Raw genomic sequence first — 21699 nt, forward strand, 5'->3', positions numbered from 1 at the left:
ACCGGCCCACCGGTCCTGGCCCGCCGCCGCCGGACGGGGGGGCGCTGCGGGGACCGGTTCGCGCTGTCCTCGCCGGGCCGGGCCCCGGGGGCGTGCGGGGCACGCCCCCGGGATGGTCGCTACTGCTGGACCAGGCTGGTCCAGGAACAGGTCCAGGTGCAGGTCGCGGCGCACTGGCTGAGCTCGGCGGTCTCTTCGCCGTCCAGGGTCTGGAGCTCGTTGACGTCGATCGTCATGGCGTGTCCTTTCGTCGGTGGTACGGGGGTGCCGGCCGGTCCGACTCCCCGGGGGTCTCACATGTGCCTTCGCCTACTGCTGGACCAGGCTGGTCCAGGAGCAGGTCCAGGTGCAGGTCGCGGCGCACTGGCTGAGCTCGGCGGTCTCTTCGCCGTCCAGGGTCTGGAGCTCGTTGACGTCGATCGTCATGGTGATTCACCTCCAGTCACGGGTTCGTCGTCGCGCACCGCCGGGTCCGGCGGTGTCACACGGCCGGGTGAGCGGCCATGAGGTCAGGGGTGGGCGGTGGGGCGGTGGCGTCCCCGGAGACCAGGAACGCCACCAGCCGCCGGGCGAGTTCGGCGCCACCGGCTTCTTCCAGTGGGCTGTGTCCCGACCCCGCCACCTCCAGGAAGTCGAAGTCGGTGTGCTCACGCCTGCCCACCTCGATGAGTCGCTGTCGCAGCAGCCGGGACTGCTCCACCGGCACCGTGAGGTCGTTGGCGCCGTGTACGACGAGCAGCGGTGTCCGGATGCGACCGGCCAGCTCCCAGACGTCCCGCGCGCCCAACTCGTCGTCGGGCGGGGTGCCGTGGCCGTGCCGGTCGATCAGGGCCCGGGTGGGCGCCTCCGCCTGCGCGTACAGGCGTGCCGCGGACAGGAAGGGGGCGATCACCGCGCACCGTGACCAGGCCGATGGGTCGGCGCTCACGGCCAGCAGGGCGAGGAAGGCCCCGTAGCTGACACCGTGGAGCGCGGGAGGTTCCGCCCCGGTGCTCCGGTGTGCGGCCAGCGTGCCGACCAGGCTGCGTATGTCGGCCAGGTCGGGGACGCCCCAGGCGCCGTGAATGGCGGCGGAGTGTGCGCGGCCGTACCCCGTACTGCCCCGCTGGTTGGGTGCCACCACTGCGGCCCCCGCCTCGATCAGGCGGTGCAGGGTCGGCTGGAAGCGCAGCTCCCAGGCGGCTTCGGGGCCGCCGTGCAGGGCGACCACGACAGTCGCACTGGTCCGCCAGTCACCCAGGCAGACCGCCTCCAGGCTTCCGTCGGGGGTGTCGAACCGCTCGGTGCGGGCACCGGAGGCTGCCGGGAGGACCGCGCCGGCCGCCGTGGCGGCCGGCGCGGTCGTCGCGGAGACCGGCGCGGCGCCGGTTGCCCCGCCGGTGATGCCGGTGGGACCGGTCGGCACGGTGACGATGCCGGTGGGGTGGGAGGGGTGCGAGTAGACCACTCGTAGCCCCTTCTCGCCCCAGCCGGCCACGGGATGGAGCGCACCGGACGGCAGGCAGGTCCGGCTCCACCGGTCCTCGGCCACGTCATAGAGGACCAGGTCCGCCTTGGCCCCCTTGGTGACCCGCAGGGCCACCCGTTCACCGGACGGATCCGCCGCCAGGGGCAGCACCGCCCCGTCCAGGGAGCCGAATCCGGCCGGGAAACACACATCTGCGGGATCACCGGCCGACGTACGGCCGATGCGCAGGGTCCCTCCGCCATCACTGGCGACCAGGAGCAGCCCGGAGCCCGGTGCGGACAGCAGGAGCCGGTGGACGCGTGCCTCGGCCGGGGCCGGCATCGGGGACCAGGTCGCGTCGGCGAGGTCCACGATGACGGGCCGGCACCCGCCGTCCCGGCTGAGGTCTGCCGCGTACCGGAGCCCGGTGGTGTCCAGGGGGAAGAAGCCGGCTGTCCGGCCGGGCAGGGACACGGGCCGGACCAGCCGCAGTGGTGTGTCCCGGACCTGCCATATCCGGGTGTGGCCGCGGGCCTCGGCCTCGATCGCCAGTGCGAGGATGCCCATCGGTCCGCCGGGGACCAGCCTCAGCCCCTGCGCCTCGACCGTGACCGACTGCGTCCGGCCGGCGTCGGCCGGTTCGCACAGGACGAGTCGGTGACGGCCGACGCCGTTGCGCAGGAGGAGGAGCCGGCCGTCGTCGGTCGGCAGCGGCTGGGTGGACGTGGACTCGGCCGTGGCCGTCTCCCGGTGGCACACCCCGGCTTCGCCGTCGAGGTCCCACCACTGCGCGACGAACCCGCCGTCCGCGACGTCGGCCAGGCAGGCCGCGTGGCGCGCCCGCGAGGAGAAGCGGAAGCTGATCCGGTTGCGCGGCCGGTTCACGACGCACCGGCCATGGCGGGGGCGGAACGCTCACCGGGGGCAGGCAGCGAGAGCGAGTCCGGCATCCACAGCCGGCTGCCGCCGTCCCGCAGCCGCAACAGCATGCCGACGGCTCCTGCGAGCCCCGTGCCGTACCCGATGGAGATCCCTTCCAGCGTCTCGTCGGGAACCACCAGCAGCCCGTCCCGGACGGCGGCGCGGGCGTGGACGCACGCGGCGAGTTCCATGGCCCAGCGCAGGTAACGCGGTTCGTCGAGGGCCGCCGCCAGGTCCAGGAGGAATTCCGCGTTCCCGGAGAGCCCGTGGCAGGCGGCGGGGGAGGCCTGCCACATCGTGCCGCGCACGGTGGCCGCACCGAGTTCGGCGAGATCCCGGTGGCGCGCCTGCCCGGTGGCCTGCCACAGGCGGATCAGGAAGGTGCCCACGCCGGAGGCACCGGTGCACCAGTGCGGGGTCCGGGACGCGTCCGAGACCTTGGCGTCGGCAGGCCACCAGGCCTGTCCGTTCTCCACCTCGGCGGCCTCGGCCAGTGTGTCGCCCGCCGTGTGCGCCATCTGCACGAAGTCCTCGCGACCGGTGGCCCGGCCCGCCGCCAGCAGGAAGGCGCCGATCCCCGCCACACCGTGGGCGAACCCGTAGTGGCGAGCGCCGGCGAGCTGGGAGTCGAAGGTGGCGGGTATCGGCCAGATGACACCGCAGGGGTGGTTCTCCGCCGCGGCCAGGAGCGTCTCGCCGCAGGCGACGACCCGGTCCCGGAACGCGGTCTGCCCGGTGGTCCGCCAGAAGTGCAGCTGGGTCATGCCCGCACCGGCCGCTCCATGGCAGATGTCACGGTTGGGCCAGTCGACCGGGACGTCCAGGGCCAGGCGGATCGCGGTCTCCGTCACGGCGTCGTCGCCGAGGAGCCGTGCCGAGTCCAGCAGCGCCCACGCCGTACCCGACCGGCCGAAGTGAAGCCCGGGCAGGGTCACGCCGTCGGCTGTGCGCCCGGCCCCCGGATCGGACAGCCGCTCCCGGATCCACTCCGTCACCTCGGCGACACCGTCGCGGAGTCCGGCGCCGGATCCCGCCGCGGCGGCGCCCCGGGTCATGACCGCGAGGGCCCCGGCAGCTCCGTACTGCACGTTCAGCGGGTCGGTGCTCGCCCCGAATCCGCTCAGCGGCCACAGATGACCCTCCCGGCCCGTCCCCCGGGTGCGGAGCATGTGGGTGAGGCCGTCGGATATCAGCCGGTCCCGCTGTGACGCCCCGATCCGCACATCCGGTGAGCCGGCGGAATCGGTCCGTCCGCTCCTGGCCGCCGGGGCGGCGCCGGCCGTCCGGAGCGCCGTCAGGAAGTCCCGTACCCGGGTGAGTTCCCACCGGACCGCGGGATCGGCGGCGCACAGCGCCAGGAGTGCCGGGAGCAGTGGCGCGGCCCATGGGCGGTCCGCCACCGCCAGGGCGGCCAGTGCCCGGATGCGCTCGTCGGCGGGTCGCGGGTCCGGGACGTCCGCCGGGAGGAGCGGATCCACTCCGGTCGCCAGGTACAGGAGTACGGCGCCGAGGCTGTACAGGTCCCCTTCGTACTCCGGGGTGGTGAACGCGCGTCCGGTCAGCGAGGTGAGCTCCGGTCCGGCGTATCCCGGGGTGTAGCCGCGACGGGTCGGTACCCCCTGCGGTGCCAGGAGTTCGACGTCGATCAGCCTCACCCGCCCGTCGGAGGTGACCATGAGGTTGTTGGGGGACAGATCACGCAGTACGTGGCCGGTCCCGTGGACCCCGGCCACCACATCGAGGATCTGGTGTGCCAGATGCAGGAACTCGGCCATTCCCGGGCACGGATTCCCGGACACCCACTTGCGCAGGGTCTGCCCCGTCACCTGTTCCTGTACCAGGAACAGGTTCCCGCCCTGGGCGAACGTCTCGATCGCCCGCGGGGTGAAACCGAGGGGCGCCAGCAGGTCCAGCATCCCGGCCTCGTACCGGAGGGTGTCCTGGAGGTCGGTGCCGTCGATCCGGACACCGACGTGGGGCCGGGCTTCCTTGATGACCACGTCCTGCCGGGTGTCCCGGTCCGTCGCGAAGTACACGCCGCCCTTGTAGGCGTGCCGGATGGCCTTGCTGACGGTGTACCGGCCGTTGAGCAGGACCACGGTCCGCTTCGCCGGTGCGGGGGGCTTCGCCGTGGTGGCCGCCGGTACGGGCGCCGCCGTCCTCGTGGGAGCGGCGGGCGGCTCCGGCACGGAGAGGGGGAAGGGCTCGGGTGCCCAGGCGGGAGTGGTGACCCACGCCTTGCGCCGGTCCTCTTCCAGGCCGCCGTCCGGGCGCCTCAGCCTGACCTCCACGCTGCCGTCGTTCGTCATGGTCCGCACGCCGTTGAACACGCCGTAGCGGTAGTGCACGAGACTGTCGGGGCGGTAGCGCCGGTCGGAGAGGATGCCCGGCCCCCGCAGGCCGTCCGTGGCTTCGTGCAGTCTCCGTGCGAGCCGACGGAAATGGCCGGGTCCGTCCGGGTACACGGTGATGAACTTGCCGCCGCTCCCGCGGTCCGCCTGAGCGCCCGTCAGTTCCGTGATCCGTTCGACGGTGCCCGCGAACTTGAAGGAGGCCCGCTCCTCGATCAGCACCTCACTCGCCACGGCGAGGACCAGCGCCGCCGACAGCGGTGTGGCGGAGAGGTGCAGCTTCCAGCCCTGCTCGTCCGACTCGTGCCCGTCCGGACGGACCGAGCACCAGAAGGCACCGGCCCGCACGGTCCAGTCCTTCGCGTCGGCTCGGTGCAGAACGCCCTCGACGATCCCGGGCAGCAGGGTGGTATCCGACACGAAGTACGTGGGGTCGCTGCTCGTCACACCGTCATCGGCCACGGAGATTCCTTCCGGAGTACGGCGCCGTCGCACGCCGGCGGACTCCGGCGGGCATGGCGGGGGAGCTGGAGAAGAACTGACTGGAGGGGAGCTGGGAACCGACCGTGTGCGGGCACGGTGAGCCGTTGTGATCGCGTCGTGGGAACCCGCCCGGGGGGCGATCGGGTCCGGTACGCCGTCCATGAGGTCGACCGCCCCGATTGAGGCGGCAACTTCCGCTTGGAGCAGGCCTGTTGATGAGGAAACGTACTTCCTGGGCAATGTGTGGCGACAATGCGCCAGTCGTGCATATCGTGTGCGCGAAGACCCCCCCGATCTCCACGTGTGACGGTATAGCTGCGTCGCGTACCGGTGTACCACCCGTTCAGGGGGGCTTGCGGACAGCGGTCGGGAAGGTATGCGGGACGATGAAAATGGCGCTCCACCGTGCGCAGACCTCCATGGTTCTGGCGACCGCGCTCTATCGCGGAAGCCATCTCGTGGCAGGGATCTCCGCCGTTCTCCAGCACCAGCGGCATCGCCCGGTGCAGTGGGCGATGCTGGGCGCCGTCCTGGCGTGCAGCGCCGTGGTGTTCGCCGACACCAGGCGACGCGGCTGCCCGGGTCCCTGGGTCGTGTGGCTGGACGTCCTCGTCACCGGTTCCTTATTGCCCTTCGTCGCGTACGCGTGGGGCGGGGCGCGGGCATCGGAGTCGATCGCGTGGGTCATGCTGCTGGGCGGTTCGTCGGCCGCGCTCGCGACGGTCGGCCTGCGCCGGCGTGCGGCCGCGACCGCCATCGTGCTGCTGTTGGTGACGCATGCGAGCGGCTACGTCGCGGTCGCCGCCGATACGGCGGTCATCGGAGCGCATCTGAACGCACTGGTCTTCTCCGCGGTGATCTCCAGAGTGCTCTGGTGGTACCTCCGCAGACAGGGCACGTTGCTCGACGCGGCCAACGATCGCGCACTGGCCGCCGAGGCGCAGCGGGCGCGGTACGCGGAGCGGATCAAACACCACCGGGCCCTGCACGACACGGTGCTGGCGACCCTGACGGCGATCGCCGGCGGTGTCGACGCCGGAACGAACGAGGTACGGCGCCGCTGTGCCCGCGAGGCCGCGTACCTGAGGAGGCTGGTCGAGCAGACCGGCGACCAGGAAACCGGTTCGGAGATATTCACCGCCCTTGAGGAGTCCGTACGGTCCGCGGAATCCCTTGGTCTCCGGGTGACCGCCAGGTACCACGAACTGCCCTCGGTGCCCGCGGACATAGCCCGCGCCATGGCGGACGCGGTCACGGAGGCGCTGAACAACGTCCGGCGGCACGCCGGGACCGGGCACGCGTACCTGACCGTCACCGGCGATTCCGGCCGGCTGACCGTCGCCGTGGTCGACCAGGGACACGGTCTCGTCCCCGGCCGGGCCGCCCCGGGACTCGGGCTCACCCGCTCGGTGCACGGGCGGATGCGCGAGATCGGCGGCCGCTGCACGGTGGACGGTGCCCCCGGCGAGGGTGTCAGTGTGGAGCTCCGATGGCCGGGGTGATCACGGTGGCGGTGGTCGACGACGACCGCATGCTGCTCGACGGGATCCGCTCGTGGCTCGGGAACGTGCCCGGCCTGCGGCTCGTGGGCCGCGCCTGCACGGTGAGCGAACTGCTCGAGGAGTGGCAGGGGCCGGCGGATGTCGTCCTGCTGGACCTGATGCTGCGCGACGGCAGCCGGCCCGCCGAGAACATCCGCCGGATCCGCGGGTTCGGCAGCCGGGTCCTGATGATCAGCGTGGTGGCTGACCGCGACCGGATCATCGCCGCCATGGCGGACGGGGCCGATGGCTATCTCACCAAGGACCACGACCTGTCCGTCCTCGTCGCCGCGATCGAGGAGATCGCGGCGGGCCGCACCGCGCACTCCCCGGAGCTCGCGTTCGCCTGGGCCTACAGCCCGGACCGGCCCAGGCTCTCACCGAAGGAACGGGAAGTGCTCGTCGGGTACGCCTCGGGCCTCACGCTGAAGGCGACCGCCCGACGGGCCGGTATCAGCCCGAACACCGCGAAGTACTACCTCGACCGGGTCAAGGACAAGTACCAGCAGGTGGGCCGGCCGACGTACACCAAGATCGACCTGTCGCTCCGTGTGCGGGAGGACGGCTGGTTCCTCCCGGGCATCCGCTCCGGTGCGCCACCGCAGCACTGAAGCGCGGCCCCGGCACCGCCGGCGCTCCGCGGCCGGCGGCTCGGCCCCTGGGGGCTGTGGCTCTCACCGCTTGCGGGGCTCAGCCGAATCCGGGCCGGTCCGCCGGTCGAGGACATCTCCTGAGCCCGTCCGGCGATCGAGGACGGGCCGGCACCGTCACCGGGCGCGGTCCGCCGCCCGGACCAGCTTCATGTACCGGTCCCAGTCCCAGTGCTTGCCCGGGTCCGTGTGATCGGCGCCCGGCACCTCCACGTGCCCGATGATGTGCTTGCGGTCCACCGGTATCCCGTACCGCCCGCATATCGCCGCGGTCAGCCGGGCGGACGCCCCGTACATCGCCGCCGTGAAGTCCTGCGGGCGGTCCACGAAGCCCTCGTGCTCGATGCCGACACTGCGTTCGTTGTACGAGCGGTTCCCCGCGTGGAACGCCACGTCCAGCTCGCGGATCATCTGCGCCACATGACCGTCCTTGCGCACCACGTAGTGCGCCGCCGCACCGTGCCCCGGGTCCTGGAAGACCCTGACCGCGCTCTGGAAACTGCCCTGGGTGACGTGGATGACGACCCGGTCGATGCCGTAGTCGTCGGGGCGGTCCGCCCGCCGCCAGTTCGACGGGGACGCCGCCGTCCACTCGGCCCGCGCGTAGTCCACCGCGCCCGGCGTACGGGGCTTCTCCACTCCCGGCAGCCGCCACCAGGCACTTTTCAGCCGGTCCCGGGCCAGCGCCGCCGTGCCGACCGCGGTGACGGCACCGCCGATCAGCACCGAACGCCGGCTGATGCCGGCGCCGGATCCCTCGGCGCCCGTCGTGCCCTTGGTCCCCATGTGATCGACAACGCATATCCATGAGCATTCCGTTCCCGGTGCCCCGTACCCTGGTGGAGCTATGACTCAGACTTCCCAGCGCCCCCTCCGTGTCCTCGCCGCCATGTCGGGCGGTGTCGACTCCGCAGTCGCCGCGGCCCGCGCCGCCGAGGCGGGACACGACGTGACCGGTGTGCACCTCGCCCTCTCCGCGAACCCGCAGTCCTTCCGGACCGGAGCCCGAGGCTGTTGCACGATCGAGGACTCCCGTGACGCCCGCCGCGCCGCGGACGTCATCGGTATCCCCTTCTACGTCTGGGACCTGGCGGAACGCTTCCGCGAGGACGTCGTGGAGGACTTCGTCGCGGAGTACGAGGCCGGCCGCACCCCCAACCCGTGCCTGCGCTGCAACGAGAAGATCAAGTTCGCGGCACTGCTCGACAAGGCCCTCGCCCTGGGCTTCGACGCGGTCTGCACCGGCCACTACGCCACCGTGGTCCTCGCCGCCGACGGCACCCGTGAGCTGCACCGCGCCTCCGACATGGCCAAGGACCAGAGCTATGTGCTGGGCGTCCTGGACGAGCGACAGCTCGCCCACGCCATGTTCCCGCTCGGCGACACCCTCACCACCAAGGACGAGATCCGCGCCGAGGCCGAGCGCCGTGGCCTGGCCGTCGCCAAGAAGCCCGACAGCCACGACATCTGCTTCATCGCCGACGGCGACACCCAGGGCTTCCTCGCGGACCGCCTCGGCGGCACGGCGCAGGGCGACATCCTCGACGAGTCCGGTGCCAAGCTCGGCACCCACGAGGGCGCCTTCGGCTTCACCATCGGCCAGCGCAAGGGCCTGCGCATCGGCCACCCCGCGGCCGACGGCAAGCCGCGCTACGTCCTGGACATCTCCCCGGTGAACAACACGGTCACCGTCGGCCCCATCGAGGCCCTGGACGTGACCGCGCTGACCGCGATCAAGCCCCGCTGGTGCGGCACCCCGCCGGCCGGCACGGGCACGTACACCGCCCAGCTGCGCGCCCACGGCGGTGAGACCGAGGTGACGGCCGAACTGCTCGACGGGACCCTCAGCGTCTCGTTCACCGAGCCGGTGCGAGGGGTGGCCCCGGGCCAGGCGGTCGTGCTGTACGACGGCACCCGGGTGGTCGGCTCCGCGACGATCGCGACGACGGTGCGCCGCGAGACGGCCGCCGCGGGCTGAGCCACCCCGGCCCACCGCTTGGACTCCGCGCGGAAACGCCCGACCCCTGTACGGGCGTGGCCGCGCGGAGTGCTTTCAGGCCCCCCTCAGGACGCCTGGCCCACGTGCGCGTTCCGGGTGAAGAACTCCGCCAGCACCGGAGCGACCGCCTGCGGCGCCAGCTCCCGGGCCTGGCCCGTCAGCGTGCGGTGGCGGCCCCGGGGGAGGGCGTCCGCCAGCAGCCGGGTCGCCGCCCGTGCGGAGGCCGGGCTGAAGCCGCCGCTGACCACCAGGGTCCGCGCCCGGACGGAGGCGAACCGCTCGGCCGGCACCGTGCCGTCACCGAGCAGCGAGTCGTCGTACGCCAGGGTGTGCGCTACGGACTCAAGACTCCGCCACAGCGGCGCACTCCGCATCCTGGCGATCAGATCGGCCGGGACGCCCGTCACGGACAGGAACAGCTCCACCGCCCCGCCCCGGTCCCCGGCGGACAGCAGCCGGTGCAGCCGGGCCGTGCAGTCCGCCTTGAACCGCAGACCGGCGGCGCCGGGGGTGTACGGCGGCTCGTGCACCGCGAGCAGGTTCACCGGGAGCCCGGCGGCCTGCGCCTCCAGGGCCAGCGCGCCGCCGGCCCCGGTGCCGAACACGGAGGGGCGGCCGCCCACCGCCTCGGCGACCGCGCTCAGGTCCTCGATCTCGCGCTCCACCGCGTACGGGGCGCTGTCACCGCTGTCGCCCCGGCCGCGCCTGTCGTACGTGACGACATGGAAGCGCGGCGCCAGCAGACGGGCCAGCGGCGCCTCGGTCGCGGCCGTGCCCAGTGCCCCGCTCACCAGGATCACCGGGGGGCCTTCACCCCGGCACCGGTACGCGATCAGGGTGCCGTCGCGGGAGAGAGTCTTGTCCATGTGAAGGTGGACTGCGGGGCGTCCGGAAACTCATCGCCGGACGCGAAGAAGATTTGAGATTTCTCTTCTCCGCAGCTCAGGACGGTGTGTGACGTCAGGTCAACTGGCGTCGGTCGAGGGTCAGGACGCGACGGCCTCGGTGTCGTAGAAGCAGAAGTGGTCCTTGATCGCGGCGACTTCCTCCTTCGGCTCCGGGTACGCCCAGACCAGATCCGCCGCGTCCGGCAGCGACCAGTAGGACGCGTCCCCCTTGAACGGGCAGTGGGTGCGGGTGTCCGACGCGGTCAGCAGCTCGGTCCTGACATCCTCGGGAGGCAGGTAGTACCGGACCGGACAGCCGGTCTCGCGCAGGACGAGCGGGCGCCGGCTCTCGGCGAGCAGCACGCCCTCGCGGACCACACGCACATGCTCGGTGCCGGGCTCGACGGTGATGAGATGTCCTCGGGTGGCAGTCATGTGTTTCTCAGCGGCGCAGCACTCCCGTTTCTTCCCCGGCGGCACGGCTGTCAGTGACGGGTCCTACCGTGGACGCCATGAAGATCTGCGTATTCCTCTCCGCCGCCGACCTCGACGAGCGCTACACCCGGCCCGCCCGCGAATTCGCCGAACTGCTGGGCCGCGGCGGGCACACTCTGGTCTGGGGCGGCTCGGAGAGCGGGCTGATGAAGGTCGTGGCCGACGGGGTGCAGGAGTCGGGCGGGAAGCTGGTCGGGGTGTCGGTGGACTTCCTGGCCGCGAAGGCACGCACCAACGCCGACGAGATGGTGATCGCAAGCGATCTCGCCGAGCGCAAGGCGCTCCTCCTGGAGAAGGCCGACGCCGTCGTGATCATGGTGGGCGGCACCGGCACGCTCGACGAGGCCACCGAGATCCTGGAGCTGAAGAAGCACGGCAAGCACACCAAGCCGGTCGTGCTGCTCAACACGGCGGGCTTCTACGACGGCCTGCGCCAGCAGTTCCAGCGCATGGAGGACGAGGGCTTCCTGCCGCTCCCGCTGACCGACCTGGTGTTCTTCGCGAAGGACGGGGTGGGCGCCCTGGCCTACCTGGAGGAGTGGTCCGGCCTGCAGTGATGTGCCGGCGCCGGGGTGGACGGGTGCGACGATGGGCGCATGTCCACTCACCTCATCACCGGCGCCGGTTCCGGCATCGGCGCAGCAGTCGCCCGCCGCCTCACCGAGCGCGGGGACGATCTCGTACTCCTGGCTCGTGACGCGGGCCGCGCCAAGGAACTCGCCGCGCTGCACCCCGGCGCCCGCACGATCGTCGGCGACCTCTCCAACCCGGACCGGCTCTCCTGGGCCTTCGCCCAGCAGCCGATGCCGGAGCGGCTCGACTCCCTGATGCACATCGCGGGCGTCGTCGAGCTCGGCCGGGTCGGCGAGCTCACGCCCAAGGCCTGGCACCTCCAGCTCAACGCCAACCTCGTGGCCCCGGCCGAACTGACCCGGCTCTTCCTGCCGCAACTGCGCGTCGCCCAGGGACACGTCCTCTTCGTCAACTCCGGCGCCGGGCTCGCCGCCCACGCCGAGTGGAGCGCCTACGCGGCGAGCAAGCACGGGCTGAAGGCACTGGCCGACTCGCTGCGCCACGAGGAGCACGGCAACGGGGTCCGGGTGACGTCCGTCTACCCCGGGCGCACCGCGAGCCCCATGCAGGCCAAGGTCCACCAGCAGGAGGGCAAGGAGTACGACCCCGAGCGCTGGATCGACCCGGAGTCGGTCGCCACCACCATCCTGATGGCGATCGACCTGCCGCGCGACGCCGAGGTCAACGACCTCACGGTCCGCCCCGGCCGCTGACGGCACGGACGGCGAACCGCCGTAGGCTTCCCGCGTGAGCGAGAAGAGCAAGTTCAGCGGGTGCCCGGCCACCGGAATCGGTTCGATGCCCGGAGGGGACGCACGGGAGGCGGCGAAGACCGTCACCGGCTCCTTCGGGGACGGCCAGGGCGTGCCGTACCTGGCGGAACTGCCCGCGCGCGGACCGGGTGCGGACATGATCGGACGGACCATCGGGCTGCTCGTCGAAATGTACGGACACGTCGAGCCGAGCGGCTGGCGGATCAGCGACCGGCCGGGGCGCGACACCCGCCGGGCCCGATCCTGGCTCGGCGAGGACCTCGACGCGCTGGAGGAGTTCACCCAGGGCTACGAGGGCCCGCTCAAGGTGCAGGCCGTCGGCCCCTGGACGCTGGCTGCCGCGCTGGAGCGCCGGGGCGGCGAGGCGGTGCTCGGTGACCCGGGCGCCTGCCGCGACCTGGCGGACTCGCTGGCGGAGGGGCTGCGCGACCACCTCGCCGAGGTACGGCGGCGGATGCCCGGCGCCCGGGTGATCCTCCAGCTCGACGAACCGTCCCTGACCGGGGTTCTCCTGGGGCGGGTCAGGACGGCGAGCGGCTACCGCACCTACCGGGCGGTCGACCGCCAGCTCGTCGAGTCCACCCTGCGCGAGGTGCTGGGCGCGGCGGGCGAGGACGCCTCGGTCGTCCACACCTGTGCGCCCGAGGTGCCGTTCGCGCTGCTGCGCCGGGCCGGGGCGGACGGCATCTCGTTCGACTTCTCCCTGCTCACCGAGCGTGAGGAGGAGGCGATCGGGGAAGCCGTCGAGGGCGGGACCCAGTTGTTCCTCGGGGTGGTGCCGGGCACCGACCCGGCCTCGGGCGGATTGTCGGACCCGGGCGGTAGCGTCATAGGTGTCAGGACGCTGTGGCGCAGGCTGGGGCTGAATCCGGGGACTCTGACCGAGTCCGTGGTCATCACGCCCTCGTGCGGGCTCGCGGGTGCGTCGCCCGCGTACGCACGGGCCGCGCTCGCCCACTGCGGCCGGGCCGCGAGATCGCTCGCAGACAACCCTGAGTAACGGGGCACTGGGTAACGGGAGGACGGGACGATGGCCGGCGAAGAGCAGACGGCAGTGCCAGCGGAGGCACTGACCGCGGTGCCAGCGGAGGCACGGGAGCGGCACGCGCTCCTCGCCGAGCAGATCGAGGAGCACCGGTTCCGCTATTACGTGAACGACCAGCCGGTCGTCAGCGACGCCGAGTTCGACCGGCTGATGCGTGAGCTGGAGGGCCTGGAGGACACGTATCCGCAACTGCGCACGCCCGACTCGCCGTCGCAGAAGGTCGCAGGGCCCTACCGGACGGAATTCACCTCCGTCGAGCACCGCGAGCGGATGCTGTCCCTGGACAACGCCTTCGACGACGACGAACTGGCCACCTGGGGCGAGCGCGTCGCCCGGGACGTCGGCGCCACCGGCTACCACTTCCTGTGCGAGCTCAAGATCGACGGCCTCGCGGTCAACCTCACCTACGAGCACGGGCTGCTGACCCGGGCCGCCACCCGCGGCGACGGCCGCACCGGCGAGGACATCACGCCCAACGTCCGGACGATCGCGGAGATCCCGCACCGGCTGAAGGGCGACCGCATCCCGGCGCTCGTCGAGATCCGCGGCGAGGTCTTCTTCCCGATGGACGGATTCGAGGCGCTCAACGCCCGGCTGGTCGAGGCGGACGACAAGCCCTTCGCCAACCCGCGCAACGCGGCGGCCGGTTCACTGCGCCAGAAGGACCCCAAGGTCACCGCCGGCCGGCCGCTGCACATGGTGGTGCACGGCATCGGGGCCCGTGAGGGCTTCGACATCGACTGCCTCTCGCACGCCTACGAACTGCTGCATGAGTGGGGACTGCCCACCGCCAAGTACAACAAGGTGGTGGACTCCCTGGACGGGGTACGGGAGTTCATCTCCTACTTCGGCGAGAACCGGCACTCGGTGGAGCACGAGATCGACGGTGTCGTCGTCAAGCTCGACGAGATCCCCCTCCAGGGCCGGCTCGGCTCGACCTCCCGCGCACCGCGCTGGGCGATCGCCTGGAAGTACGCGCCGGAGGAGGTCAACACCAAGCTGGTCAACATCCGGGTCGGCGTCGGCCGCACCGGGCGCGTCACCCCGTACGCCCAGGTGGAACCCGTCGAAGTCGCGGGGTCCGAGGTCGAGTTCGCCACCCTGCACAACCAGAACGTGGTCCGGGCGAAGGGCGTCCTGATCGGCGACACGGTGGTGCTCCGCAAGGCCGGCGATGTGATTCCGGAGATCCTCGGCCCGGTCGTCGACCTCAGGGACGGCACCGAGCAGGCGTTCGTCATGCCGACCGAGTGCCCCGAGTGCGGGACGGAGCTGCGGCCCATGAAGGAGGCCGACATCGACGTCCGCTGCCCCAACGCCCGCTCCTGCCCCGCGCAGCTGCGTGAGCGCGTCGCCTATCTGGCGGGCCGCAAGTGCCTGGACATCGACCACTTCGGCTATGTCGCGGCCGCCGCCCTGACCCGTCCGCTGGAGCCCGCCGACCCGCCGCTGCGCGACGAGGGCGACCTGTTCGGGCTGACCGTCGACCAGCTGCTGCCCATCCGGGCCTACGTCCTCGACACGGACAGCGGACTGCCCAAGCGGGATCCGAAGACCGGTGAGGAGAAGACCGCGCTGGTCTTCGCCAACCAGCAGGGCGAACCGAAGAAGAACGCCGTCGCGATGCTGGACGCCATCGCCGAGGCGAAGAACGCGCCGCTGGCCCGGATCCTCACCGGGCTCTCGATCCGCCATGTCGGTCCCGTCGCCGCACAGGAGCTGGCCCGTCAGTTCCGGTCCATCGACCGGATCGACGGGGCCACCGAGCAGGAGCTGTCCGACGCCGACGGGGTCGGACCGATCATCGCGGCCTCGGTCAAGGCGTGGTTCGCCGAGGACTGGCACCGGGAGATCCTGCGCAAGTGGCGGGAGGCCGGGGTCCGGATGGAGGACGAGGGGGCCGGCGAGGAGGAGGGGCCGAGGCCGCTCGAAGGGCTCACCGTCGTCGTCACCGGCACGCTGGCCTCGCACACCAGGGATGGCGCGAAAGAAGCCCTCCAGAGCCGCGGAGCGAAGGTGACGGGTTCCGTTTCGAAGAAGACCTCCTTCGTGGTGGTCGGCGACAACCCCGGTTCGAAGTACGACAAGGCCATGCAGCTGAAGGTGCCCGTGCTGAACGAGGACGGCTTCGCCGTGCTGCTCGCGGACGGACCCGACGCGGCGCGCGAGGCGGCGGTGCCGGCCGAGGCGGAGACCGGGACGGAGACCGAGGAGGGGGCCGGGGAGTAGAACCGGCCGAGGGGCGGGGAACCGTGGGTGTGTACGCCCCGGATTCACCCGGTCGGCGCCCAGCAGACGCTGACGGGTGGTCGGTTCGCATTCGGGCAAGAGATGTAGACGGCTGCCCCTGGAAGCCCTCTGCGGCCTACTGTTGAGGGATGCGCCCGCGGCGCCCGGCCACCGGGTGTGCCGGGCGTGGTGGCAGGGAACGGAACCATCAGGTGACATCGGCACCGCCGGCTGTGAGAGGGACGGAATGAAACCGACCGAGAACGCCGCACCGGTGTCGCGGCTGCAGGGTTTCGCCGGACTCACGCCCAAGGTGGGCGCTGTCGTCGTGGCCCTCGCCACCGTCCAGCTCGCGACCGGCTTCTACCGGACCGTGAGCGGCGGACACGCGCTCTTCCCGGACGGCAGGGCCGGCTGGTCGCTCGCCGTGCTCACCGGGATCGTCGTCGGTCATCTGGTGGCGCTCGGCCGCGACCGCTGGTGGGGCGGCACCGGTTCCGGGGCTGCCCTCACGCTCGCCGTGCTGCTGCTCTACGGCTGGGTGCCCGCCGGCCTGGTCAGCCTGGTCGTGGTCGTACTCGTCGGGATGGCCCGCAGGCACCGCTGGTGGCAGGGACTGCTGCACGGGGCGGTGGACATCCTGGGAGTGGGTGCGGCGGCGCTGGTCATGGCCGCGTTCGGTGAGGTCCAGACCGTCGAGTCGCCCTGGCAGCCACTCGACTGGGGCATCGACGTCGTCCCGGAAGTCCTCCTCGCCGCCTCCACCTATCTGCTCGTCACCCGGGTGCTGCTCTGGTACGCCCGGCCCCAGGGCGGCGGGCTGCCGACCGTCGCCCGCACCGCACTGCTGCGGCAGGGCCTCGTCGCCGTCGCCCTGCTCGGCATCGCACCGCTGATCTGCGTCGTCGCCATGGCCATGCCGGTACTGCTGCCGCTCTTCGCGGTCCCGCTGATCGCGCTCGACTCCACGCTCTGGATCGCCCGCGCCAGGGCCGAGGAGCAGCTGCGCGACCCGCTGACCGGACTGCCGAACCGCCAGTGGCTGCTGGAACGCACCTGGACGGCCCTGGAGGAGGCCGAGAGCGTCGGCACCCGGGCCGGCCTGGTCCTGATCGACCTCGACCGCTTCCGGGCGGTCAACGATACCCTGGGCCATCTGGCGGGTGACCGGCTGCTGCTCCAGATAGCGGAACGCCTGCGCCTCGCCCTGCCGCGCGGGGCGGAGGCGGCCAGGCTCGGCGGAGACGAGTTCGCCGTCCTGCTGCCGACCGCGGACTCCGCCACCAGCGCCCAGCGGGTCGCCCGCCACCTGGTCGCCGCACTCTCCTCCCCGCTCGACCTCGACGGGCTCACCCTGGTGCTGGAGGCCAGCGCGGGCGTCGCCGTCTACCCCGACCACGCGCTGGACGCCGAGGGCCTGCTGCGCCGCGCGGACGTGGCGATGTACCAGGCCAAGCGCGACCGCACGGGCGTCGAGGTGTACGAGTCGAAGCGCGACAGCAACACCCCGGACCGGCTCGGGCTCCTCGGTGATCTGCGGCGCGCGCTGGACGCCGGCGAGGTCGAGCTCCACTACCAGCCGAAGGTCCGCTTCGACGGACAGGTGGCCGGTCTCGAAGCCCTGGTCCGGTGGGTGCACCCGGAGCGGGGGCGGGTCCCTCCGGACGAGTTCATCGCCATCGCCGAGTCGTCCGGGCTGATGCCGCACCTCACCGAGTACGTACTGGAGACGGCGCTCGCCCAGGTCGCGAGATGGCGGGCGCAGGGGCTGTTCGTCCCGGTCGCGGTCAACGTCTCCCCGCGCGACGTGCACACGCCGGGGTTCGCGGGCGGCGTCGCGGCCCGGCTGGCCCGGCACGGCGTTCCGGCCGGGGCCCTCCAGCTGGAGATAACGGAACACGTACTGCTCGAGGACCCGCAGCGGGCCGCGGACACACTGGCCGGGCTCACCGGGCACGGCGTGAAGATGTCCCTGGACGACTTCGGTACGGGGTACTCCTCCCTCGTCCATCTGCGCCGGCTGCCGGTCAGCGAGCTCAAGATCGACCGGTCCTTCGTGGCCCGGCTCGCCATCGACCACGAGGACGCGGAGATCGTCCGCTGCACGATCGACCTGGCGCACTCGCTCGGCCTGCTGGTCGTCGCCGAGGGCGTCGAGGACGACGAGACCTGGGAGCGCCTGCGGGACCTGCGCTGCGACGCGGTCCAGGGCTGGCTGGTGGCCGCCGCGATGCCGCCCCAGGAGACGACCGCGTGGCTGCGGGCGCGGGGCGAGCACGGGTGGCGGCGGCCGGCGGAGCTGGCGGCGGCGGCCGCCGCCGCCGCGGCGGCAGCGGCGGGTGCGACCGCCGCGGCGACGCCCGAGGTGGAGCAGCGCCCCTCCGGGCGGACGGTCGACTCGCGGCCCGCGACGTCGTAGGGCGGGGCGCGGGGCTGCGGTGAGGCGCCCGGTGGCCGCCTCGCCGAGCAGGTGTTCCACGGGTGGCCGTGGCCGGTACGGAGGACCCCATAGGATTGGGGGTCGGCGGCACATTTCCACCTGCCGCGCGACGTCCGGCACGCACGCTCGCCGTGTTGCCGAATCGCCCACGTGGCTCCGCCACGGGGGCGCTCCGGCGCCTTGCGACCGCACGCACCTGACGCCGCGCGGCCCGTCCTTCGGACGGACGGCGGAAATGTGCCGCCGGCCCCCGGCCAAAACCACACACCAACCCCTGAGGATCGCTGCATGCCTGGCATCACGCGCGAGGAGGTCGCCCACCTCGCCCGGCTGGCGCGTCTGGAGCTGAAGGGCGAAGAGCTCGATCACTTCGCCGGTCAGCTCGACGACATCATCGGCGCGGTCGCCCGCGTCTCCGAGGTCGCCGACCAAGACGTACCGCCGACCTCCCATCCGCTGCCGCTGACCAACGTCATGCGGACGGACGAGGTCCGTCCCTCGCTCACCCCCGCGCAGGCGCTCTCCGGCGCCCCGGCCCAGGAGCAGCAGCGTTTCAAGGTGCCGCAGATCCTGGGGGAGGACTAAAAAGCCATGACGGACATCAGCACCATCATCAAGCTCACCGCCGCCGAGACCGCCGCGAGGATCGCCTCCGGCGAGCTCACGGCCGTCGAGGTCACCGAGGCCCACCTGGCCCGGATCGAGGCCGTCGACGAGAAGGTCCACGCCTTCCTGCACGTCGACCGCGAGGGCGCGCTCGCGCAGGCCCGCGCCGTCGACGCGAAGAGGGCCGCGGGCGAGAAGCTCGGCCCGCTGGCCGGCGTCCCGCTCGCGCTCAAGGACATCTTCACCACCCAGGACATGCCGACCACTGTCGGCTCGAAGATCCTCGAAGGCTGGGTCCCGCCCTACGACGCGACCGTCACCAAGCGGCTGAAGGCCGCCGACGTCGTCATCCTCGGCAAGACCAACATGGACGAGTTCGCCATGGGGTCCTCCACCGAGAACAGCGCCTACGGCCCGACCGGCAACCCCTGGGACCTCACCCGTGTCCCGGGCGGCTCCGGCGGCGGCTCCTCGGCCGCGCTCGCCTCGTTCGAGGCCCCGCTCGCCATCGGCACGGACACCGGCGGCTCGATCCGCCAGCCCGCCGCCGTCACCGGCACCGTCGGCGTCAAGCCCACCTACGGCGGCGTCTCCCGCTACGGCATGGTGGCCTTCTCGTCCTCCCTCGACCAGGGCGGCCCCTGCGCCCGTACGGTCCTGGACGCGGCACTGCTGCACGAGGCCATCGCCGGACACGACCCGCTCGACTCGACGTCCATCGACGCCCCGGTCCCGCCGGTCGTCGAGGCCGCGCGCAACGGCTCGGTGAAGGGCATGCGCGTCGGAGTCGTCAAGCAGTTCTCCGGCGAGGGCTACCAGGCCGGTGTCGTCCAGCGCTTCAACGAGTCGGTCGAGCTTCTGAAGTCGCTCGGCGCCACCGTCGTCGAGCTGGACTGCCCGTCCTTCGACCTCGGCCTTTCGGCGTACTACCTCATCGCGCCGTCCGAGTGCTCTTCGAACCTCGCCCGCTTCGACGCCATGCGCTACGGCCTGCGGGTCGGCGACGACGGCACGAAGTCCGCCGAGGAGGTCACCGCGCTCACCCGCGAGGCCGGCTTCGGCGACGAGGTCAAGCGCCGCATCATCCTCGGTACGTACGCGCTGAGCTCCGGCTACTACGACGCCTACTACGGCTCGGCGCAGAAGGTCCGCACCCTGATCACGCGGGACTTCGAGAAGGCCTTCGAGCAGGTGGACGTCATCGTCTCCCCGACGACACCCACCACCGCCTTCCCGATCGGCGAGCGTGCCGACGACCCGATGGCGATGTACCTCGCGGACCTGTGCACCATTCCGACCAACCTGGCCGGCAACGCCGCCATGTCGCTGCCCTGCGGCCTGGCGCCGGAGGACGGCCTGCCGGTCGGGCTGCAGATCATCGCCCCCGCCATGAAGGACGACCGGCTGTACAAAGTCGGAGCCGCCGTCGAGGCCGCGTTCGTGGAAAAGTGGGGGCACCCACTGCTCGAGGAGGCTCCGTCGCTGTGAGTGCCATGGCAAAGAAGGCCACGAACTTCAAGAAGTCGAAGACCGGGCTGTACGTATCGCTCGGCAGCACCGCGTTCGGCGCGATCAGTGTTGCCAAGCAGATCAGGCTCGCGCGCAACGACAACGACACACTGCGCCTCATCGACGCGACCGTGTCCGCCGCCGCCATCGTCACCGGCCTCGCGATCCTCTATCGCGAACTGAAGCGTCTCGGCGACGATGACGTCCTGCTGGGCTGAGAGGGAAAGTTTTCACCGTGACTGCTGTCATTGACCTGGAGTCGTACGAGGACGCCCTCGCGACGTACGACCCCGTCATGGGCCTCGAAGTCCATGTCGAGCTCGGCACCAAGACCAAGATGTTCTGCGGCTGCTCCACCGAGCTCAAGCAGGACGCCAACTCCCAGACCTGCCCGGTCTGCCTCGGGCTGCCCGGCGCGCTGCCGGTCGTCAACGAGATCGGCGTCGAGTCCGCCATCAAGATCGGTCTCGCGCTGAACTGCGAGATCGCCGAGTGGTGCCGGTTCGCCCGGAAGAACTACTTCTATCCGGACATGCCGAAGAACTTCCAGACCTCCCAGTACGACGAGCCGATCGCCTTCGACGGCTATCTGGACGTCCAGCTGGAGGACGGCGAGATCTTCCGGGTGCAGATCGAGCGCGCCCACATGGAGGAGGACACCGGCAAGTCGACGCACGTCGGCGGCGCCACCGGCCGTATCCACGGCGCGTCCCACTCCCTGCTCGACTACAACCGCGCGGGCATCCCGCTCATCGAGATCGTCACCAAGCCGATCGAGGGAGCGGGCGCACGGGCCCCCGAGGTCGCCAAGGCGTACGTCGCCGAGCTGCGCGAGCTCATCAAGGCGCTCGGCGTCTCGGAGGCCCGGATGGAGATGGGCCAGATGCGCTGCGACGTGAACCTGTCGCTGCGCCCGCACGGCCGCGAGGCGTTCGGCACCCGCTCCGAGACGAAGAACGTGAACTCCCTGCGTTCCGTCGAACGGGCCGCCCGCTTCGAGATCCAGCGCCACGCCGCGGTGCTGAACTCCGGCGGCACGATCGTGCAGGAGACCCGGCACTTCCACGAGGAGGACGGCTCCACCACGGCCGGCCGCATCAAGGACAACGCCGAGGACTACCGCTACTTCCCGGAGCCCGACCTGGTACCGGTCGCCCCGGCCCGCACCTGGGTCGAGGAGCTGCGGGGAGGTCTCCCCGAGCTGCCGCGGCTGCGCCGCGCACGGCTCAAGGAGGACTGGGGCGTCTCGGAGCACGACATGCAGTCCATCCTCAACGCGGGCGCGGTCGACCTGATCGTCGCCACGACCGAGGTCGGCGCACCCTCGGACCAGGCCCGCAAGTGGTGGATGGGCGAGCTGGCCCGTAACGCCAACGAGACCGGCCGCGGTCTCGACGAGCTGCCCGTCACCCCGGTGCAGGTCGCCAGGGTGGCCGAGCTCGTCGCCTCGGGCGACCTCAACGACAAGCTGGCCCGCCAGGTGCTGGAGGGCGTCCTCGCGGGCGAGGGCGACCCGGACACCGTCGTCGAGAAGCGCGGCCTGAAGGTCGTCTCCGACGAGGGGGCGCTGTCCACGGCGGTCGACGAGGCCATCGCGGGCAACGCCGCCATCGCGGACAAGATCCGCGGTGGCAAGGTCGCCGCCGCCGGCGCGCTCGTCGGCGCCGTCATGAAGGCCACCCGCGGCCAGGCGGACGCGGCCCGGGTGCGTGAGCTGATCCTGGAGAAGCTCGGCGTCGAGGGCTGAGCC

Annotated in this window: 19 protein-coding genes; 12 read left to right on the forward strand and 7 right to left on the reverse strand. The window is 71.9% G+C overall.

What is annotated here, in order from left to right:
* Positions 1 to 119: 119 nt before the first annotated feature.
* From AB0I52_RS25785 to lanL, 4 genes are all read right to left on the reverse strand, one after another.
* Positions 120 to 236 (reverse strand): ALQxL family class IV lanthipeptide, encoded by a 117-nt coding sequence (locus AB0I52_RS25785; RefSeq protein ID WP_362962886.1) that lies wholly within the window; start codon positions 234 to 236, stop codon positions 120 to 122.
* 73 nt (positions 237 to 309) lie between these two features.
* Positions 310 to 426 carry an ALQxL family class IV lanthipeptide gene (locus AB0I52_RS25790; protein WP_362962886.1) on the reverse strand — a complete coding sequence of 39 codons (117 nt, stop codon included), beginning with the start codon at positions 424 to 426 and terminating at the stop codon, positions 310 to 312.
* A gap of 55 nt (positions 427 to 481) precedes the next feature.
* Entirely contained in the window at positions 482 to 2332 is a 1851-nt protein-coding gene (locus AB0I52_RS25795) for an alpha/beta fold hydrolase (RefSeq protein ID WP_363076370.1), read from the reverse strand.
* A complete protein-coding gene (lanL, locus tag AB0I52_RS25800) occupies positions 2329 to 5181 on the reverse strand; it encodes a class IV lanthionine synthetase LanL (protein ID WP_363076372.1) in 2853 nt (950 codons plus the stop codon). The genes AB0I52_RS25795 and lanL overlap by 4 nt, the downstream gene beginning before the upstream one ends.
* Before the next feature lie 407 nt (positions 5182 to 5588).
* On the opposite strand from lanL, the gene AB0I52_RS25805 reads away from it, so the two are divergent.
* Together AB0I52_RS25805 and AB0I52_RS25810 are read left to right on the forward strand one after the other, a co-directional pair.
* Positions 5589 to 6704 (forward strand): hypothetical protein, encoded by a 1116-nt coding sequence (locus AB0I52_RS25805; protein ID WP_363076374.1) that lies wholly within the window; start codon positions 5589 to 5591, stop codon positions 6702 to 6704.
* Positions 6692 to 7354, forward strand: a complete 663-nt coding sequence (locus AB0I52_RS25810) for a response regulator transcription factor (protein ID WP_363076376.1) — start codon at positions 6692 to 6694, stop codon at positions 7352 to 7354. Before AB0I52_RS25805 ends, AB0I52_RS25810 begins: the two co-directional genes overlap by 13 nt.
* Positions 7355 to 7510: 156 nt before the next feature.
* On the opposite strand, the gene AB0I52_RS25815 is transcribed toward AB0I52_RS25810, so the two are convergent.
* On the reverse strand, positions 7511 to 8179 hold the full coding sequence (locus AB0I52_RS25815; RefSeq protein ID WP_363076378.1) for an N-acetylmuramoyl-L-alanine amidase: 669 nt from the start codon (positions 8177 to 8179) through the stop codon (positions 7511 to 7513).
* 61 nt (positions 8180 to 8240) lie between these two features.
* On the opposite strand from AB0I52_RS25815, the gene mnmA reads away from it, so the two are divergent.
* Complete coding sequence (mnmA, locus tag AB0I52_RS25820; RefSeq protein WP_363076380.1) at positions 8241 to 9371, forward strand: tRNA 2-thiouridine(34) synthase MnmA; 1131 nt, start codon at positions 8241 to 8243, stop codon at positions 9369 to 9371.
* Positions 9372 to 9457: 86 nt separating this feature from the next.
* Here mnmA and AB0I52_RS25825 read toward each other — a convergent pair whose 3' ends face one another.
* Positions 9458 to 10258: an alpha/beta fold hydrolase gene (locus AB0I52_RS25825; protein WP_363076382.1), complete on the reverse strand. Its 801-nt coding sequence runs from the start codon at positions 10256 to 10258 to the stop codon at positions 9458 to 9460.
* Positions 10259 to 10378: 120 nt separating this feature from the next.
* Entirely contained in the window at positions 10379 to 10714 is a 336-nt protein-coding gene (locus AB0I52_RS25830) for a DUF427 domain-containing protein (protein WP_362962870.1), read from the reverse strand.
* A gap of 77 nt (positions 10715 to 10791) precedes the next feature.
* On the opposite strand from AB0I52_RS25830, the gene AB0I52_RS25835 reads away from it, so the two are divergent.
* The 9 genes from AB0I52_RS25835 (at position 10792) to gatB (ending at position 21696) form a co-directional block, all read left to right on the forward strand.
* Positions 10792 to 11331 (forward strand): TIGR00730 family Rossman fold protein, encoded by a 540-nt coding sequence (locus tag AB0I52_RS25835; protein WP_363076384.1) that lies wholly within the window; start codon positions 10792 to 10794, stop codon positions 11329 to 11331.
* Between the two features lie 39 nt (positions 11332 to 11370).
* Positions 11371 to 12060, forward strand: a complete 690-nt coding sequence (locus AB0I52_RS25840) for an SDR family oxidoreductase (protein ID WP_363076386.1) — start codon at positions 11371 to 11373, stop codon at positions 12058 to 12060.
* 34 nt (positions 12061 to 12094) lie between these two features.
* Complete coding sequence (locus AB0I52_RS25845; RefSeq protein WP_363076388.1) at positions 12095 to 13120, forward strand: methionine synthase; 1026 nt, start codon at positions 12095 to 12097, stop codon at positions 13118 to 13120.
* A gap of 30 nt (positions 13121 to 13150) precedes the next feature.
* Positions 13151 to 15394 (forward strand): NAD-dependent DNA ligase LigA, encoded by a 2244-nt coding sequence (gene ligA / locus AB0I52_RS25850; protein WP_363076390.1) that lies wholly within the window; start codon positions 13151 to 13153, stop codon positions 15392 to 15394.
* A 247-nt stretch (positions 15395 to 15641) separates the two neighbouring features.
* Positions 15642 to 17813, forward strand: coding sequence for a bifunctional diguanylate cyclase/phosphodiesterase (locus tag AB0I52_RS25855; RefSeq protein ID WP_363076392.1), 2172 nt, complete (start codon positions 15642 to 15644; stop codon positions 17811 to 17813).
* A gap of 309 nt (positions 17814 to 18122) precedes the next feature.
* A complete protein-coding gene (gene gatC / locus AB0I52_RS25860) occupies positions 18123 to 18419 on the forward strand; it encodes an Asp-tRNA(Asn)/Glu-tRNA(Gln) amidotransferase subunit GatC (protein ID WP_024492941.1) in 297 nt (98 codons plus the stop codon).
* Between the two features lie 6 nt (positions 18420 to 18425).
* Entirely contained in the window at positions 18426 to 19928 is a 1503-nt protein-coding gene (gene gatA / locus AB0I52_RS25865) for an Asp-tRNA(Asn)/Glu-tRNA(Gln) amidotransferase subunit GatA (RefSeq protein ID WP_363076394.1), read from the forward strand.
* A gap of 5 nt (positions 19929 to 19933) precedes the next feature.
* Positions 19934 to 20167 (forward strand): hypothetical protein, encoded by a 234-nt coding sequence (locus AB0I52_RS25870; RefSeq protein ID WP_073738655.1) that lies wholly within the window; start codon positions 19934 to 19936, stop codon positions 20165 to 20167.
* 17 nt (positions 20168 to 20184) lie between these two features.
* Complete coding sequence (gene gatB / locus AB0I52_RS25875; RefSeq protein ID WP_363076396.1) at positions 20185 to 21696, forward strand: Asp-tRNA(Asn)/Glu-tRNA(Gln) amidotransferase subunit GatB; 1512 nt, start codon at positions 20185 to 20187, stop codon at positions 21694 to 21696.
* Positions 21697 to 21699 lie beyond the last annotated feature (3 nt).

Origin of the sequence: Streptomyces sp. NPDC050423 (assembly GCF_040655445.1) — a bacterium.
GTDB lineage: Bacteria > Actinomycetota > Actinomycetes > Streptomycetales > Streptomycetaceae > Streptomyces.